General features: G+C 67.4%; 16 protein-coding genes. 12 read left to right on the top strand and 4 right to left on the bottom strand.

The genetic code is table 11. The annotated features are described in order from the left end of the window. The first annotated feature begins 18 nt into the window (after positions 1-18). Entirely contained in the window at positions 19-1305 is a 1287-nt protein-coding gene (locus tag QNO10_RS10940) for an aminoglycoside phosphotransferase family protein (RefSeq protein WP_229947384.1), read from the top strand. A 20-nt stretch (positions 1306-1325) separates the two neighbouring features. Here the strand turns inward: QNO10_RS10940 and QNO10_RS10935 are convergent, their stop codons facing one another. Continuing rightward, positions 1326-1802, bottom strand: coding sequence for an Lrp/AsnC family transcriptional regulator (locus QNO10_RS10935; RefSeq protein ID WP_229947385.1), 477 nt, complete (start codon positions 1800-1802; stop codon positions 1326-1328). A gap of 133 nt (positions 1803-1935) precedes the next feature. Here QNO10_RS10935 and QNO10_RS10930 point away from each other — a divergent pair, with 133 nt between their 5' ends. The 8 genes from QNO10_RS10930 (at position 1936) to QNO10_RS10895 (ending at position 9714) form a co-directional block, all read left to right on the top strand. Beyond that, on the top strand, positions 1936-3183 hold the full coding sequence (locus QNO10_RS10930) for an MFS transporter (RefSeq protein ID WP_229947386.1): 1248 nt from the start codon (positions 1936-1938) through the stop codon (positions 3181-3183). Between the two features lie 36 nt (positions 3184-3219). Continuing rightward, the gene (locus QNO10_RS10925) at positions 3220-4140 is read left to right on the top strand and encodes an N-acetylglucosamine kinase (protein WP_229947387.1); all 921 of its coding nucleotides are present in this window, start codon (positions 3220-3222) and stop codon (positions 4138-4140) included. After that, positions 4130-4615: an NUDIX hydrolase gene (locus QNO10_RS10920; protein WP_229947388.1), complete on the top strand. Its 486-nt coding sequence runs from the start codon at positions 4130-4132 to the stop codon at positions 4613-4615. The genes QNO10_RS10925 and QNO10_RS10920 overlap by 11 nt, the downstream gene beginning before the upstream one ends. A 223-nt stretch (positions 4616-4838) precedes the next feature. After that, a complete protein-coding gene (locus QNO10_RS10915) occupies positions 4839-5939 on the top strand; it encodes an ABC transporter ATP-binding protein (RefSeq protein ID WP_229947441.1) in 1101 nt (366 codons plus the stop codon). Between the two features lies 1 nt (position 5940). Continuing rightward, entirely contained in the window at positions 5941-6699 is a 759-nt protein-coding gene (locus QNO10_RS10910) for an ABC transporter permease (protein ID WP_229947389.1), read from the top strand. A 2-nt stretch (positions 6700-6701) separates the two neighbouring features. Further along, entirely contained in the window at positions 6702-7460 is a 759-nt protein-coding gene (locus QNO10_RS10905) for an ABC transporter permease (RefSeq protein WP_229947390.1), read from the top strand. Continuing rightward, the gene (locus QNO10_RS10900) at positions 7460-8410 is read left to right on the top strand and encodes an ABC transporter substrate-binding protein (protein ID WP_229947443.1); all 951 of its coding nucleotides are present in this window, start codon (positions 7460-7462) and stop codon (positions 8408-8410) included. Before QNO10_RS10905 ends, QNO10_RS10900 begins: the two co-directional genes overlap by 1 nt. Positions 8411-8496: 86 nt before the next feature. Next, complete coding sequence (locus QNO10_RS10895) at positions 8497-9714, top strand: pyridoxal phosphate-dependent aminotransferase (RefSeq protein ID WP_229950391.1); 1218 nt, start codon at positions 8497-8499, stop codon at positions 9712-9714. A 21-nt stretch (positions 9715-9735) separates the two neighbouring features. Here the strand turns inward: QNO10_RS10895 and QNO10_RS10890 are convergent, their stop codons facing one another. Both QNO10_RS10890 and xseA read right to left on the bottom strand, forming a co-directional pair. After that, positions 9736-9981, bottom strand: a complete 246-nt coding sequence (locus QNO10_RS10890; RefSeq protein WP_229950243.1) for an exodeoxyribonuclease VII small subunit — start codon at positions 9979-9981, stop codon at positions 9736-9738. A 49-nt stretch (positions 9982-10030) separates the two neighbouring features. Then, positions 10031-11299, bottom strand: a complete 1269-nt coding sequence (xseA, locus tag QNO10_RS10885; RefSeq protein WP_229950245.1) for an exodeoxyribonuclease VII large subunit — start codon at positions 11297-11299, stop codon at positions 10031-10033. A gap of 151 nt (positions 11300-11450) precedes the next feature. On the opposite strand from xseA, the gene QNO10_RS10880 reads away from it, so the two are divergent. From QNO10_RS10880 to ychF, 3 genes are all read left to right on the top strand, one after another. Next, positions 11451-12272, top strand: coding sequence for a hypothetical protein (locus QNO10_RS10880; RefSeq protein ID WP_229950247.1), 822 nt, complete (start codon positions 11451-11453; stop codon positions 12270-12272). Positions 12273-12339: 67 nt separating this feature from the next. Next, positions 12340-13425, top strand: a complete 1086-nt coding sequence (locus QNO10_RS10875) for a 4-hydroxy-3-methylbut-2-enyl diphosphate reductase (protein WP_229950249.1) — start codon at positions 12340-12342, stop codon at positions 13423-13425. Between the two features lie 21 nt (positions 13426-13446). Next, entirely contained in the window at positions 13447-14532 is a 1086-nt protein-coding gene (gene ychF, locus QNO10_RS10870; protein WP_229950250.1) for a redox-regulated ATPase YchF, read from the top strand. 216 nt (positions 14533-14748) lie between these two features. Here the strand turns inward: ychF and QNO10_RS10865 are convergent, their stop codons facing one another. Next, positions 14749-15375 carry a hypothetical protein gene (locus QNO10_RS10865; protein ID WP_229950253.1) on the bottom strand — a complete coding sequence of 209 codons (627 nt, stop codon included), beginning with the start codon at positions 15373-15375 and terminating at the stop codon, positions 14749-14751. Positions 15376-15771: the final 396 nt, after the last annotated feature.

Here is a 15771-nt window from a genome sequence, read left to right as displayed (position 1 = left end):
AACGCGCCGGCGCCCGCTGTGCCCGACGATCCGAATCGGCACCCCGGCCGTCTTTCCAGCCGGGCGGCGCACGCCGTCGCCGTCCTGGGCAGCGCGGCCATGCGCGGCCCGCTCCAGGACCTGCTGCGGTCCCGTGGACTGCTGCTGGACCACTGGGAGCACCTGCGCAGCCACCACCGGCCCGGGGGAGCCGTCTCCGCCCTGTACCGGGTCCGGTGCCGCCCGGCCGGGAAGGTGCCTCCGGCGGGAGCGGGAAGCACCGCGGACCTGACGCTTTACCTCGGGGCGACCACGGCCGGTGCCGCTGAAACCGGGGAAACCCCACTGAACGCCGCCGGACCGGAAACCGCAGCCGCGCGGATCGCCGGCCTGGATCTATGCCTGTGGTTCCATCCCCATGACCCCGTCCTCCGGTCCCTGCCCTGGGCGACCGATGCCTCAGCCGTAGCGAGGGACGTCTTTGCCTCGGCCGAACCGGGACGGCTCGCCCTCGCCGCCTACCGCCCGCTGCGCCGGGCCGTACTGCGGGCCGAGCACGCCCACGGAACCGCCTACCTGAAACTCCTGCCACCGGCGCAGCTGCCTGCCCTGCGGCGGCGCCACCGGCTGCTGGAGGCCAGCGCGGTGCCGGCCCCGCTGCTGCTGCCGGCGGATTCCGCGGCCGCCCGGGACGCTGTGGTCCTCAGCGCCCTGCCCGGCACCTCCCTGTTCCGGCTCCTGGTCGACGACGGCGCCGCCGGGGTACGTCCCGGGGTCCTCCTGGAACTGCTGGACACCTTGCCGTCCGGGGCGCTGGACCTGCCGCTGCGCCTCAGCTGGGCGGACCGCGTCGAGGAGTATGCCGGGACGGCTGCTGCTGCGGTCCCTGCCGAAACAGACAGCATTTGGAAACTTGCGGGTGAAATCCGGGAGGTCCTGGAATCCGCGCCTGCGGGACCGCTGGTTCCGGTCCACGGCGACTTCCACGAGGGAAACCTGCTGCTCTCCGACGGGACGGTCACGGGCCTGCTCGACATTGACGGGCTCGGCCCGGGGCACCGGGTCGATGATCTGGCCTGCCTGCTGGGCCACCTGGCGGTCCTGGCGGCGGCACATCCGGACCGGCCGCAGCTGGGACAGGCCCTGGCCGACTACCGGCGGGTTTTCGAGGAGGCCGTGGACCCGGCAGCCCTGCACGCCAGGGCCGCCGGCGTCGTGCTGACCCTGGTGGCGGGCGCACGGGCCCGGCGCGGGGTGAGCCGCGGCCGGAACGCGGTCCTCAGGCTGGATACCGCGCGCCGGCTGCTCCGCGAAGCCCAGAAGTAGGACAGCCCCGGACCAGCGGCTCACTCCGCAGGCGGGACCAGTTTTTCCAGCAGCGGTTCGGTGCGGTACGGGATGTGCTCGTGCAGGGCCAGGACCGTTTCCGTACGGATCACGCCCTTGATCCGAAGGACGGAGCGCAGGGCCTGCTGCAGCTGCTGGGTGTCCGTGGCGGTCATCCGGCACCACACGTCACCCCGGCCGGAAATCTCGTGGACCTCCAGCACCTGGGGGAGGGTACGGAGTCCGGAAATCACGCCGTCGAGCTCGCGGTGGTTCACTTCGATGGTGATGAATGCCTGCACGTCGTAGCCGAGCTGCGAAAGGTCGACGTCGCGGCCGGACCGGCGGATGACTCCGGCCCGCAGCAGGTGGCGGACGTGGGCCTGGGCAGTATTGCGGGCAACACCGAGCCGCTCGCTCAGGTCGCTGATCTGCGCCCGAGGATCCCGAACCAGTTCCAGCAGCAACCGGCGGTCGAGCGGGTCCAGATTGGCCATCTAGCGCATCTCCTGTCAGTAGCACCGAACTAAATTGAGCGTTTCGATCAAAAGATCACTCTAATGTGTATTTGCTGCTTGGCGACACTTCATCCTGTAGGAGCATTAGCTACAAATAGGATGGAAGTGCCCCGTGACAGTGCTCAGTGAGCTGCGCATGCAGCCCGCCGCCCGCACCAGGCGGAAGGAGTGGGACGCGGCCATCCGGCCCCGGCTGATCCTGACGCTTGCCGTAATGAGCACGCTGCTCATCGGCGCGAACCTTGCGACTCCGCTGTATCCGCTGCTCGGCGACTCCCTTGGCCTCTCCTACTTCGGCGTGACGCTGGCATTCGCCTCGTATGTCCTCGTCCTGGTCGCCGGTCTGCTGCTCGTAGGGCACTGGTCCGACTACATTGGCCGCCGTGCGGCACTCGTGGTGGCCGCCGTCGTCTCGCTGGCCGGCGGGTTGATCTTCGGCACCGCCACCGATGTAGGTGCCCTGATGCTTGGCCGTGCCCTCCAGGGCGCTTCGGTAGCCCTCGCCACCGGCGCCAGCTCGGCCGCCCTGCGCGAACTGCTGCCGCATAAACCCGAATGGGCCACCCGCTTCACCCTGCTCGTGTCCGCCGGTGGCGTGGCTGCCGGCCCGGTGATCGGCGGCCTCCTGTCCCTGCTGCCCGCGCCCACCCTGACGCCCTTCCTGATCCACTCCGCGGTCCTGGCAGCCCTCCTGATTCCGCTCTGCATGCTGAAGGCGCGGCCGGCCATCTCCCTCGCCGAAGGCCCGCCGCTGGCCATGCTGCGGCCGCGGAAACCGGCCGTCTCGCATCGTGCCCGCACACAGTTCTGGATTGCGTCAACCACCGGGTTCCTGAGCTTCGCGGTCTTTGGTTTCTGCCTCTCCCTGGCGCCCACCTACTTTTCCTCCATCGCGGGAACCACGTGGCGGCCCGCCATCGGGCTGCTCGCCGCCCTCGCCCTGGGCGCCTCAGCGGTCAGCCAGCTGACCGGCATCCGGGGCCGCTACACCGCACCCATCGGACTCGCTGCGATGGGTACCGGCACCGCACTGATTCCCGTGGCCGGAGGCACCGGGAGCCTCATACTCCTGACGGTCGCCTGCGTGCTGGCCGGATTCGGCCAGGGCATGGCTTTCCGGGTGGTGTTCAACGAGGTTGCCGCAGCGGTTGAGGCCGCCGAGCATGCCCGGATTATCAGCACCGTTTACGTGATCACCTACCTCGGCAGTGCCATTCCCGTGCTGGGCCTCGGCGCAGCGGGCGGGATCTGGGGGCTGGACGCTTCGGTGGCCGGTTTCTCGGCACTGATCACCGCGGCGTGCCTCGTCCTGGCGGTCCTGAGCCTGCGGCGGAACCGGCGCCGGGCCGCCGCCAGCTAGGTTCGCCGGACGCCCGCGGGAAAGTAGGGTGGTCCAATGCATGCATTTCCACCTCCGGCTCCCAACGACGCCGGCCCGGACACCATCGGCCTCGACATTGGCGGCACGAAGACCCACGGCATCCGGCTGCACCGCGGCGTCGGCGCCCTCGAAGCCATTGCCGGCAGCGCCAACGTCCAGAACGTTCCGGTGGAGGCTGCCCGGGCGTCCCTGGCAGAGGTTTTCGGCGCGCTGGGGACCGACGGCGTGGGGCGGGTGATTGCCGGGTCCGGGGGAGTGGACACCGAACAGGACGCCGCCGCGCTCCGAGCCCTGATTGCCGAACACGTGCCCGACGCCGTCGTCGAGGTTGTGCACGACACCCGACTGATTCTCGCCGCAGGCGAAGCTCCGTCCGGCATCGCGGTCATTGCCGGCACCGGATCCGTGGCCTGGGGGATTGACGGCTCCGGCCGGGAGGCCCGTTCGGGCGGCTGGGGGTACCTGCTGGGCGACGAAGGCAGCGGCTACTGGGTGGGACGCGAAGCCGTCCGGCACACGCTCCGGCGCAGCAACCTGGAACTGGAACCGGATCCGCTCAGCGTTGCCCTGATGCGGCAATGCGGCGCCGAGAACCCCGACGCGCTGATCAGCCTGTTCCACGGTGCGACGGACCGCCCCTACTGGGCCGGAAAGGCAGGGCTGGTCTTCGACGCCGCGCAGGAAGGAAATCCGGCAGCCGTGGACATCGTGGGCGAGGCGGCGGAGCACCTGGCCGGACTGATCCTGGACGTGGCCGGCCTCCTGAAGATCCCCGGCCCGGTCGTAATCGGCGGGGGACTGGGCATGCACCAGCCGCTGCTGCAGGACCTGCTCCGCACCCGGCTGAACGCAGCAGGACTGACCGATATCCGTTTCCTGACCACCGACCCCGTGTTCGGGGTGGCCTACCTGCTGGGTGCCGGCAATGTCCGCTGACTTCGACGTCCGGGTGGGGGCGTACGCCGTGATTGTCCGCGACGGGATGCTGCTGCTGGCGCACTGGAACGAGCACGGCAACTCGCACTGGACCCTGCCCGGCGGCGGACTTGAACGGGGCGAGGACGCTCCGGCCGCCGCAGTGCGGGAGGTGCGGGAGGAGACCGGCTATGAAGCGCGCCTTGAGAGCCTGCTGGGAGTGGACAGCATCTTCATTCCGCCCGAACAGCGCATGCACGGCGAACCCCGGATGCTGCACGGCCTGCGGATCATCTACCGCGCCGACGTCGTGGACGGCGCCCTCCGCGATGAAGAAAACGGCAGCACAGACCAAGCCGCCTGGGTGCCACTGGACGAGGTTCCGGCCCTGGACCGGACCGGCCTGGTGGACGTGGGACTGCGCCTGCTGGCCGCAGGTACAGACACCTCCAACGGGTCCGCACCACCCCTCGACCCGGCCCGCCCCATCCACTAACCCGTCCCGCTTGACGCTGGACTACCGCTGCAGGTGTGAAATACCGTGATGCTTCACGGCACGTCGCGAGCTGCCCGGCATACCGGCATCCCCACGGAAGGCATGCACCATGACCCCGCCGCCAGACCCCGCTACCCCTGACCGCACCGATTCCTCCACGCGGCAGTCCGGCCCGCATTCCGGTATTGCCGCTGGCACGCAGGACGCCACACCCGGCACGCCGATGATCCGGTTCCGGGCGGTGACCAAGACCTACGGTGATGCCGCACCGGCGGTCCGGAACCTGGACCTGGATATCGAGCGCGGATCCATCACCGTCTTCGTGGGCCCGTCGGGCTGCGGAAAAACCACCTCGCTGCGCATGATCAACCGGATGGTGGAGCCGACGTCGGGCAGCATCGAAGTGGACGGCGTGGACATCTCCACCGTCAAGGCCGCCCAGCTGCGGCGATCCATGGGCTACGTGATGCAGTCCTCGGGCCTGCTGCCGCACCGGACCGTACTGGACAACGTGGCCACGGTTCCGCGCCTGAACGGTACCCCGCGGCGGGACGCGCGGCGCCGCGCCGCGGAACTGCTCGACGTCGTCGGGCTGGATCCGACCCTCGGGAACCGGTATCCCGCCCAGCTGTCCGGCGGCCAGCAGCAACGGGTGGGCGTGGCCCGGGCCCTCGCCTCCGATCCGCCCGTGCTGCTGATGGACGAACCCTTCAGTGCCGTGGACCCGGTGGTCCGTGCGGAGCTGCAGGAGGAACTGCTGCGGCTGCAGCAGGACCTGTCCAAAACCATCGTCTTCGTCACCCACGACATTGACGAAGCCACTATCCTGGGCGACAAGGTGGCGGTCTTCGCCACCGGCGGCAGGCTCGCCCAGTATGCCGCCCCGGAGGAAATCCTCCGGGCACCGGTGGACGATTTCGTCGCCGGCTTCGTGGGACGGGACCGCGGTTTCCGCCACCTGTCCTTCCAGGACGGGACGGCCGTGCCCGTCCACCCGGTGCAGGTCATTGCCGCGGAACGGCTGCCGGACCCGGCGGCCAGGGTGGACGGAAGCTGGGCACTGTGCGTGGATGCCGACGGCGCCCCGCTGGGCTGGGTGCCTGCGGACCGCCGCGACGCAATCACCGGAACCTCGGGCCTGGTGCCGGGCGGATCCCTCTACCCGGAGGGGACAAGCCTGCGCCGGGCCCTGGACGCAGCCCTCTCGTCCCCGTCCGGGCTGGGAGTCGCGGTGGACGCTGACGGGCGGGTGACCGGCGTCGTGCAGGCGGCGGAAATCCTGGGCCTGATCGAGGCCGCGCGCCTGCAGCGGACCGGGAGCTGACATGGAATGGTTCCTGGCCCACACCGATGACGTCTTTCGGCTCAGCGGGCTGCACCTCTACCAATCGATACTGCCCCTGGTGATCGGCGTGCTGATTGCCCTTCCCCTGGCACAGCTGGTGCGCGGCCGGCGGAAAATCCGCGGCTTTGTCCTGTCCGCAGGCTCGCTGCTCTACACGATTCCGTCGCTGGCCCTGTTCGTCACCCTGCCGGCTCTTCTGGGGACCCGCATCCTGGACCTCGCCAACATCATCGTGGCCCTGACCATCTACGCCGTGGCCCTGATGCTGCGGGTAGGCATCGACGCGTTCGACTCCGTTGACGACGGCGTCCGCCAGGCCGCGGTGGCCATGGGCTACCGGCCGCTGCGCCGCTTCCTGACGGTGGACCTGCCGCTGTCCGTTCCGGTGCTGATTGCCGGCCTGCGCGTGGTCTCGGTCAGCAACATCTCCATGGTCAGCGTGGGCGCCCTGATCGGCGTCGAAAACCTGGGCTTCTTCTTCAGCGACGGCCTGCGCCGCTATTTCCTGACGGAGATCGTGGTGGGGATTATTGCCACCCTCGTCCTGGCCTTCCTGATGGACCTGCTCCTGGTCCTGGTGCAGCGGCTGCTCACGCCCTGGACCCGTGCCGGCGTCACCGGCCGGGGCGCGCGGGGCCGCACCAACCGCAACGGCGGCACGGACGGCGGGCGTCAGGCATCCACACTCCGGCCGGCGCCGGTGGCGGCCGCACCCGACGTCGCACTGAAGGGGGCGTAGGCATGGTGGGTATCCCGCGCACCGAGTACACCAGCACCAACCCCCTCGGCCAGGGGTGGGAATGGCTCACGGATCCGGCCAACTGGTCCGGAGCCGCAGGCATCCCGGTGCGGACCCTGGAGCACCTGCAGTACACCGGCCTCGCCCTGTTGATCGCCGCGCTCATCGCGGTGCCGCTGGGCCTGTTCATAGGGCACACCGGGCGCGGCCGTGTGGCGGTGGTGGCGGTCTCGGGGCTGCTGCGGGCGCTGCCGACCCTGGGCATGCTCACCCTGTTCGTGCTGCTCGCCGGGCTGGGCCTGATGCCGCCCATCTGGTCCCTGGTGCTCTTGGCCGTCCCGCCGCTGCTGGCCGGCACCTATGCCGGAATTGCATCCGTGGAGCCAAACGTCGTGGACGCCGCCCGCAGCCTGGGAATGAATGAAGCGCAGGTACTGTTCCGGGTAGAGATCCCCAACGGCATGCGGGTCCTGCTGGGCGGGCTGCGCGGTGCCACCCTGCAGGTGGTGGCCACAGCGGCCGTGGTTGCGACGATCAACCTCGGCGGGCTGGGACGCTATCTCATCGATGGCTTGGCGGTGGGGGACTACGGGCGGGTCTTTGGCGGGGCGGTCATCATTGCCCTGTTGGCGCTCGCGGTCGACGGCGTCATCGCGCTGGGATCACGTTTCTTGATCCCGTCAGGACTCGGCCGCCCGGAGGCGGCCGGTAAATCGAGCGGCAGCGGAGTTCCCGCCGCCGGAGCACAAGGAGGAAAATGATGAAGCACCACGCGCGCCGCAATTCCCGGAAGGCCCTGGCGGTCCTGGCCGGCGGAATGGCCCTGGCCCTCGCCGGCTGCAGCGGAGGCGGGGACCCGCTGGAGAATGAAAGCGCGCCGGAGCCTTCCGGCAGCAGCACCGCACAGGCACTGGTTGTCGGGTCCGCGGACTTCCCGGAGAGCAGCACCATCGCCGAAATCTATGCCGGTGCCCTCAACGCAGCAGGCATCCCCGCCGAAACCCGGCTGGGCATCGGATCCCGCGAGGTTTACATCCCCGCCCTCGAAGACGGTTCGATCGACCTGATTCCCGAGTACACCGGGGCCCTGCTGGTGGAGGTGGACCCGGAAACGGACCTCGTGGAGCCCGGCGAGATTGTCGACTCCCTCACCGAAAAGCTGCCGGAGAACCTGGTGGTCCTTGAGCCTTCCGAGGCTCAGGACAAGGACGCCATGGTGGTCACCGCAGCCACGGCCGAAAAGTACCAGCTCGAAAGCATCGAAGACCTGGCGAAGGTGTGCGGTGAACTGACCCTCGGCGCACCTGCCGAATTCGCCGAGCGCACCCAGGGCCTCGCCGGCCTGAAGGAGAAGTACGGCTGCGAATTCAAGGAATTCACCGCCATCGGCGACAGCGGCGGGCCGCTCACCGTCGACGCCCTGCTGAACAACGACGTCCAGGTGGCAGACATCTACACCACCACCCCCGCCATCGAGGAAAACGGACTGGTGGTCCTGGAGGACCCGAAGCAGAACTGGCCGGCCCAGCAGGTCATCCCGCTGATCGCCGATGACCGTGTCAGCGACGAGGCCCGGGAAGTGCTGGACAAGGTTTCCGCCCAGCTCACCACCGAGGACCTCATCATGCTGAACCAGGCCGTCAGCGGCGACCAGAAGCTCGATCCTTCCGAAGCCGCGCAGGACTGGTTGGAGGAAAAGGGCCTGGCCTAGCCCGCAGCGCCTCCTGGAACCGGCCGCGGCGTCCCGTGCAGCGAAACATACGCTGCCGGGACGCCGCCCTGTGGCATCCTAAGGAAATGGTCGAATTCAAGCAGTCGCACAAACTCCACAACGTCCTGTACGACATTCGTGGACCGTTGCTGGAACACGCGCAGCGGATGGAAGCAGCAGGGCACCGGATCCTCAAGCTGAACATCGGCAATCCCGCGCCGTTTGGCTTCGAAGCGCCCGAGGCCATCCTGGTGGACATGATGCGGCACCTGCCCAAGGCCCAGGGCTACAGCGATTCCCGCGGCATCTTCTCCGCCCGCACCGCCGTCGTGCAGTACTACCAAAGCCGCGGCATCAACAACATCGACGTTGACGACGTGTACCTGGGCAACGGTGTCAGCGAACTGATCACCCTCTCCATGCAGGCGCTGCTGAACAACGGCGACGAGATCCTCGTGCCCGCCCCGGACTACCCGTTGTGGACCGCTTCGGTTTCCCTGGCCGGCGGCACGGCGGTGCATTACCTGTGCGACGAATCCGAGCACTGGTGGCCCGACGTCGACGACCTGGCCTCGAAGATCACCGACCGCACCAAGGGCATTGTCCTGATCAACCCGAACAACCCCACCGGTGCCGTCTACCCGGAGCACGTGGTGAAGTCCATCGTGGACCTGGCGCGCAAGCACGGGCTGATCATCTTCTCGGATGAGATTTACGAAAAGATCCTGTACGACGACGCCGTGCACGTGAACTCTGCAACGGTCACCGGCGACGACGTCCTGTGCCTGACCTTCAGCGGCCTGTCCAAGGCCTACCGGATAGCCGGATACCGCAGCGGCTGGATGGCAATCTCCGGACCGAAGCGCGCAGCGGCGGATTACATCGAAGGCATCAACCTGCTGGCCAACATGCGCCTGTGCGCGAACGTTCCAGCCCAGCACGCCATCCAGACCGCACTGGGCGGCTACCAGAGCATCAATGACCTGATCCTGCCCGGCGGACGCCTGCGCGCCCAGCGCGACAAGGCGCACCAGATGCTCAACGACATCCCCGGTGTGACCTGTGAGCTGGCGCAGGGTGCCCTGTACCTGTTCCCGCGCCTGGATCCGGATGTCTACCCGATCAAGGACGACGAGCAGTTTGCCCTGGACCTGCTGAAGCAGCAGAAGATCCTGGTGTCGGTAGGGACGGCGTTCAACTGGGTGCGCCCGGACCACTTCCGGATGGTGACCCTGCCCAACGTGGAGGACATCGAAGATGCCATGAACCGGCTGGGGGAGTTCCTGAGTAGCTACAAGCCGTAGCTGCCCCAGTCTGACTTGCGGTTACTCGCCGGAGGCCTGGGTGCGGGCAGCGTCCAGGCGCTGGCGGGCTCCCTCAAGCCAGGATTCGCAGCGGGTGGCCAGGTGTTCGCCGCGTTCCCAGAGGGCCAGGGACTCCTCGAGGCTGGCGCCGCCGGTTTCGAGCCGGCCCACCACGGCGAGCAGCTCGTCGCGGGCCTGCTCGTAGCTCATGGCCTGGATGTCCTCGGGTACTGCCGGTGTGGCCTGTGCTGCGGGTGTTTCACTCATGTCGGGTCCTCTTCGTTTTCGGTAATGATCAAGGGGCAGCCGGTATCGGCTACCGGGTGCCTTCGGTGGCGGTGAGTTCGCCGACGGCCACGCGGATCCGCAGCTGTGCGGCGGCGGGTACCGTTGCGGCGTCGCGCACCACGGAGCCGTCCTGGAGCTGGACCACCGCGTAGCCGCGGTCCAGGGTGTTCTGCGGCGACAGTGCGCGGACCTGCGCCCGCAGGTGGCCGATCCGGTCCGCATCCCGGCGGACCTCGGCAGTGACGGCGGACATGGCGCGGGACCGCAGCCGGGATATTTCTTCCTGGCGCCGGTCCACCATGGACAGCGGAGCGGCCAGGGCCGGACGGGAACGGATATGCGTCAGCCGGTCGGTTTCCCGACCCAGCAGGGTGGTGAGGACCCGGCGCAGTTGCGCGCGGGACTGTCGGACCCGTGCCAGCTCCTCGCCGACATCCGGCACCACGCGCTTCGCGGCGTCGGTGGGCGTGGAGGCGCGCAGGTCGGCCACTTCGTCGAGCAGGGGACGGTCCGCCTCGTGCCCGATGGCGCTGACCACCGGAGTCTGCGCCGCTGACACTGCCCGGACCAGGTCCTCGTGGCTGAACGCCAGCAGGTCCTCCAGCGAGCCGCCGCCGCGGGCAATGATGATCACGTCCACTTCGGGCATGGCATCGAGTTCCGCCAGGGCACGGCTGACCTCGGCCACCGCATTGACGCCCTGCACCGCGACTTCGCGGACTTCAAACTCCACCGCGGGCCAACGCAGCGCGGCGTTGCGCATGACGTCCTTCATGGCGTCCGAGTTCCGGCCGGTGATCAGCCCGATCCTGCCCGGCAGCAGCGGCAGCGGCAGCTTGCGGTCCTCGCGGAAGAGGCCTTCGGCCGCCAGGGCGTGCCGCAGGCGTTCAATTCGTGCCAGCAGGTCGCCCAGCCCCACCGGCCGGATGTCCCGGGTCTGCATGGAGAGCCGTCCGGTCTTGACCCAGAAATCAGGCTTCACCAGGGCGACCACGCGTGCGCCGCGTTCCAGCGGAAGCTCGAGCCGGTTCATGACCGTGCTCCACGCGGTCAGGGACAGTGAGACCTCGGCGTCGACGTCGCGCAGGGTGATGTAGGAGGCGTTGGCGCGCCGGTTCAGCTCGATCACCTGGCCCTCCACCCAGGTGGCGGGGGCGCGGTCGATGTAGCTTTTGAGGTTCTTCGAGAGCAGCGCCAGCGGCCAGGGGTTCTCGGGGGACGTCTCAGCCGCCGTGGCGGGCAGGGTGGTCTGCTCCGGGGTATTCTCGGGACTCAATGGTCCGCTGTCATCTTGCATCTGGAAGCTCCCGCAGTGGATTGGAACTGGCTCTCGGGCCGGTGGAAGAAACCGGCGCAGGCTTAATGTCTATCAGGTGCTTCCCCCGGTCCGGTTCCGCCTGCCCGCCAAGGGTGTGCGGAACCCCATGGACAAAGGAACTTTTTCTCTTATGCGCAACTTCGCCTCCGTTGTCTTCGGACTGCTGGCCGTCCTGCTCGCCGCGGCGGCGTTCTGTGGTGCATGGCTGAACACGAATGTGGTTTCGGAAACCGGCTTTGCCGCGCTGGGGGAGCCGCTGGCACAGGACGAATCCCTCCAGGGTGAACTCGCCACGTCCCTGTCCGGCGCCGTGTCGGTGGATGTTCCCGCGCCGCTGGCCGGGCTGGTGGGGCCGCTGATCACCACGGCCGTGGAACAGGTCCAGTCGCTGCCGGAGTACCCGGAGGCCTGGAGCGAGACGCTGCGCCGCTCGCATGCACTGACCTTTGGTAATGCCGCGGAGGGGACGGGCAGCGCGGTGACGCTCGACGTCGCGCCCCTGGTAGGACTTGTCACCGGCAGCGTGGGCGGGGAACTGGGCGCATCGGTGCCCGCCCCGGAGCAGGTTCCGGTGGAGATCGGGGGAGCGGGGCAGGCGGACCTGATCTCCAATGTCCAGCGGGCCGGCGAGGCCTGGCCGCTCCTGGCGCTCGCCGCCGCCGTTGCAGGCCTCCTGGCCCTGATCGCCGCACGACGCCGGTCCACCACCTTCGCGATGCTCGGGCTCGGCGTGGCGGTCGCCGGGGGAGTGCTGTGGCTGGGAGCCGGATTGGTGCCCGTCCGGCTAGTCGCGCAGCAGCTCGGCAGCCCGGTGGCGTCCGCGTTCGCCGAGGCCTTCGCCGGGCAGGCAATCGGGAGCCTGAGGAGCTGGACCGTCGGCCTGATACTGGCCGGAGCCGCGGCCTTCGTGGTGGGGATGCTCGCACGGTTCCTCAGGGGTTCGCGGCGGTAGGTCTGCTGTGAGCGTACCCACCGCCGCCGGGGACGGGATCGCCGGGTCCACCCGATAGCATGGGTGCATGACCAGCACAGTTATCTCCGTGCCTATGCCCACCGTGCCCCGGCGGCGCCGCACCCCCGAGGAAGTGGCCGCTGCCGCTCCCGTTTTCGGTCCGCGGCGCGTGATGCTGGCTGCACCGCGCGGCTACTGCGCCGGAGTGGACCGGGCCGTCATCGCCGTCGAAAAGGCGCTGGAGGCGTACGGGCCGCCGGTGTACGTCCGGAAGCAGATTGTCCACAACCTGCACGTGGTGACCACGCTGGAGGAAAAGGGTGCGATCTTCGTGGATGAAACCGACGAGGTGCCCGAGGGCTCGCTGCTGATCTTCTCCGCCCACGGTGTCTCACCCGCCGTCGTGCAGTCCGCGGCGGACCGGCAGCTGCGCACCATCGATGCCACCTGCCCGCTGGTCACCAAGGTGCACCGCGAAGCCGTCCGGTTTGCCCGCGATGACTTCGACATCCTGCTGATCGGACACGAAGGCCACGAAGAGGTTGAGGGCACCTACGGCGAGGCGCCGGAGCACATGCAGATTGTCAACGGCCCCGAAGACGTGGACAAGGTCACCGTCCGGGACCCGGACAAGGTCATCTGGCTGTCCCAGACCACGCTGAGCGTGGACGAAGCCATGCACACCGTGAACCTGCTGCGCGAACGCTTCCCCTCCCTGCAGGACCCGCCCAGCGACGACATTTGCTACGCAACCTCCAACCGGCAGGCAGCCATCAAGAAGATTGCCCCGGAAGCGGACCTGGTGCTGGTGGTGGGTTCGGCGAACTCCTCCAACTCCGTCCGGCTGGTGGAGGTGGCGCTGGAATACGGCGCCAAGGCCTCCTACCGCGTGGACTTTGCCAACGAGGTGGACGAGAGCTGGTTCGAGGGCGTCGCCACGGTCGGTGTGACCTCCGGTGCCTCCGTTCCTGAGAACCTGGTCCAGGATGTGCTGCACCTCCTGGCCCAGTACGGCTACGGCGACGTCGAAGAGGTAGTGACGGCCGAGGAGGACATCATCTTCTCCCTGCCGAAGGAAATCCGCGCGACGCTGAAGGCCATGGGTGACTCATCCCGCGGCCTGGGCGGCCGCCGTCGTGCCGACGAGTCCTAGCGCCCGGTATCATTTACTAACGTGGCTCTTACTATTGGCATCGTCGGCCTGCCCAACGTCGGCAAATCAACCCTGTTCAATGCGCTGACCCGCAACAACGTGCTGGCGGCGAACTATCCGTTCGCCACCATCGAACCGAACGTCGGCGTCGTGTCCCTTCCCGACCCGCGGCTGGCCAAGCTGGCCGAAATCCACGGTTCGGCGCGCATCCTCCCCGCAACCGTGTCCTTCGTGGACATCGCCGGGATCGTCAAGGGCGCTTCCGAAGGTGAAGGCCTGGGCAACCAGTTCCTCGCCAACATCCGCGAAGCGGAAGCTATTGCCCAGGTTATCCGCGTGTTCGATGACCCCGACGTCATCCACGTGGACGGCAAGGTGGACCCGCGTTCGGACATGGAAACCATCAACACCGAACTGATCCTCGCGGACCTGCAGACGCTGGAAAAGGCGATCCCGCGGGTGGAGAAGGAAGTCAAGATCAAGAAGCGCGACGCGGCGCAGCTGGCTGCCATGCAGGCGGCCCAGACTGTGCTCGAGCGCGGCGACACGATCTTCTCCTCCGTGGCCAGCGACAAGCTGGACATGGAACACCTGCGCGAGCTGAGCCTGCTCACCGCCAAGCCGTTCATCTACGTGTTCAACGTCGACGACGCCGTGCTGGGCAACCCGGACCGCCAGGCCGAGCTGCGCGAACTCGTGGCACCGGCGGACGCCATCTTCCTCGATGCCAAGCTCGAAGCCGATCTGGTGGAGCTGGACGAAGAAGAAGCCCGCGAAATGCTGGAAATGAACGGCCAGGAGGAATCCGGCCTGGACCAGCTGGCCCGCGTCGGCTTCCACACCCTCGGCCTGCAGACATACCTGACTGCCGGCCCCAAGGAAACCCGCGCCTGGACCATCCGCAAGGGCGACACCGCGCCCCAGGCTGCCGGCGTCATCCACACCGATTTCCAGCGCGGCTTCATCAAGGCCGAAGTTGTTTCCTTCGAAGACCTGGTCGACGCCGGCTCCATGGCCGAGGCCAAGTCCCGCGGCAAGGTCCGCATCGAAGGCAAGGACTACGTTATGGCCGACGGCGACGTGGTGGAGTTTAGGTTTAATGTCTAGATTTCTCTTCTGAATCAATAGAAATGCCGCCCTCCGCGAAAACGTAAGAGGGCGGCATTTCTATATCGGGGGCAAGCTTTGATAAGTGTCTATTCCGGCAGGCGCCAGTCGGTTACCTTCGACTGCTTGCCGACGATGCTTACACCACCAATCAGGATTTCTCGCCCGCAGGCGCCCGAAAACCTAGTCTAAACAAGGACGCGGCGCTGCGGGCATCTACCCTGCGAACTCAAAGGCGACGGTGACCTCGGGATCGACGCCTGCGATGATCCCGGAGTAGAACACTTTGGCCTGCTCTTTCAATTCTGCTTCGTTTTGGCTGATGTACTTCTGCTTGTTCTCGTCGCTGAGAATGTTGTTGATCATGCGGGTTTGAACGGCTGGCGGTGCCAGCCAGCTAAGCGCTTTTTTGTCCTCGACGGCGTCCTCGAACACGGGCTCGTCAAAGCCGATGCCGATGAATTCAGGGATAGTCACGAGAAACGACTCAGGGCCGGTGGGTTCGATCTTCACCTGTGACCCATCGATGCCTAATTTTGCGTCGAACTTGTACTGGATCAGCGTCGTTGTCTCGCTCGCGGGTATGGCCACGCCGAGTATCTCGCGATTGCTTTCGGCTCTCGCGACACCCTCGATGTAAAGGCTCAGCAGGGCGACCTCTTGGATGCGCGTGACGGACTGAACCACCTGGGAATCGCGTTCGCTCGAACTGCTGGTGAACAGCGACTTGAGAGCGACAGCGTTGAGTCCACCGAATGCGAAAGCGGCGCCCATTCCCGCGAGAACCAAGAAGGTGATCAGCAGGAGAGGCCAAAGCCGAACCCGTGCTTTGAAAAAGTTCATTACGATTAAGTCTCCAGTTTCGTTCGACGTCGAAACGCCTTCGGAATTCCGCGGTGTTGAATGGTCACAACAGATCGCCGCGTCGAGTCCCCTCGAACCATATACGCAATTAGGAGTTGGCCGATTATGACGCGACTTCCGACCTAGATATGCGGCTGCGAGCCGATGCGGACGTGTCGGGTGCCTTGAAGCCGGAGGTGGGCGGTTCCCTTGCCTCGCATTGCTCGTACGTGTCCAATGGCCGGCTGATCTGGGCGGCAGCAGTGCTGGGGTCTGACTGGTCGGTCAGGATGCTGCCGGTCCGAACCTTCTCGGAGCGAGCACGACTATGGGTGCAGGATGGTCGGTCCCGGGCGCCGGACTCGACTGGCAGCCTCCAGAGGGTATTCGGCTACG

It is taken from the genome of Arthrobacter sp. zg-Y919, assembly GCF_030142045.1.
Classification (GTDB): Bacteria; Actinomycetota; Actinomycetes; order Actinomycetales; family Micrococcaceae; genus Arthrobacter_B.
This window is presented reverse-complemented; position numbering and strand designations above follow the sequence as displayed.

What these genes read in the sequence shown, in the direction of transcription:
- QNO10_RS10935 (WP_229947385.1), bottom strand. Translation starts at nt 1,802, where the DNA reads ATGGCCAATCTGGACCCGCTCGACCGCCGGTTGCTGCTGGAACTGGTT.
- QNO10_RS10925 (WP_229947387.1), top strand. Translation starts at nt 3,220, where the DNA reads ATGCATGCATTTCCACCTCCGGCTCCCAACGACGCCGGCCCGGACACC.
- QNO10_RS10920 (WP_229947388.1), top strand. Translation starts at nt 4,130, where the DNA reads ATGTCCGCTGACTTCGACGTCCGGGTGGGGGCGTACGCCGTGATTGTC.
- QNO10_RS10915 (WP_229947441.1), top strand. Translation starts at nt 4,839, where the DNA reads ATGATCCGGTTCCGGGCGGTGACCAAGACCTACGGTGATGCCGCACCG.
- QNO10_RS10910 (WP_229947389.1), top strand. Translation starts at nt 5,941, where the DNA reads ATGGAATGGTTCCTGGCCCACACCGATGACGTCTTTCGGCTCAGCGGG.
- QNO10_RS10905 (WP_229947390.1), top strand. Translation starts at nt 6,702, where the DNA reads ATGGTGGGTATCCCGCGCACCGAGTACACCAGCACCAACCCCCTCGGC.
- QNO10_RS10900 (WP_229947443.1), top strand. Translation starts at nt 7,460, where the DNA reads ATGAAGCACCACGCGCGCCGCAATTCCCGGAAGGCCCTGGCGGTCCTG.
- QNO10_RS10895 (WP_229950391.1), top strand. Translation starts at nt 8,497, where the DNA reads ATGGTCGAATTCAAGCAGTCGCACAAACTCCACAACGTCCTGTACGAC.
- QNO10_RS10890 (WP_229950243.1), bottom strand. Translation starts at nt 9,981, where the DNA reads ATGAGTGAAACACCCGCAGCACAGGCCACACCGGCAGTACCCGAGGAC.
- xseA (WP_229950245.1), bottom strand. Translation starts at nt 11,299, where the DNA reads ATGCAAGATGACAGCGGACCATTGAGTCCCGAGAATACCCCGGAGCAG.
- QNO10_RS10880 (WP_229950247.1), top strand. Translation starts at nt 11,451, where the DNA reads ATGCGCAACTTCGCCTCCGTTGTCTTCGGACTGCTGGCCGTCCTGCTC.
- QNO10_RS10875 (WP_229950249.1), top strand. Translation starts at nt 12,340, where the DNA reads ATGACCAGCACAGTTATCTCCGTGCCTATGCCCACCGTGCCCCGGCGG.
- QNO10_RS10865 (WP_229950253.1), bottom strand. Translation starts at nt 15,375, where the DNA reads ATGAACTTTTTCAAAGCACGGGTTCGGCTTTGGCCTCTCCTGCTGATC.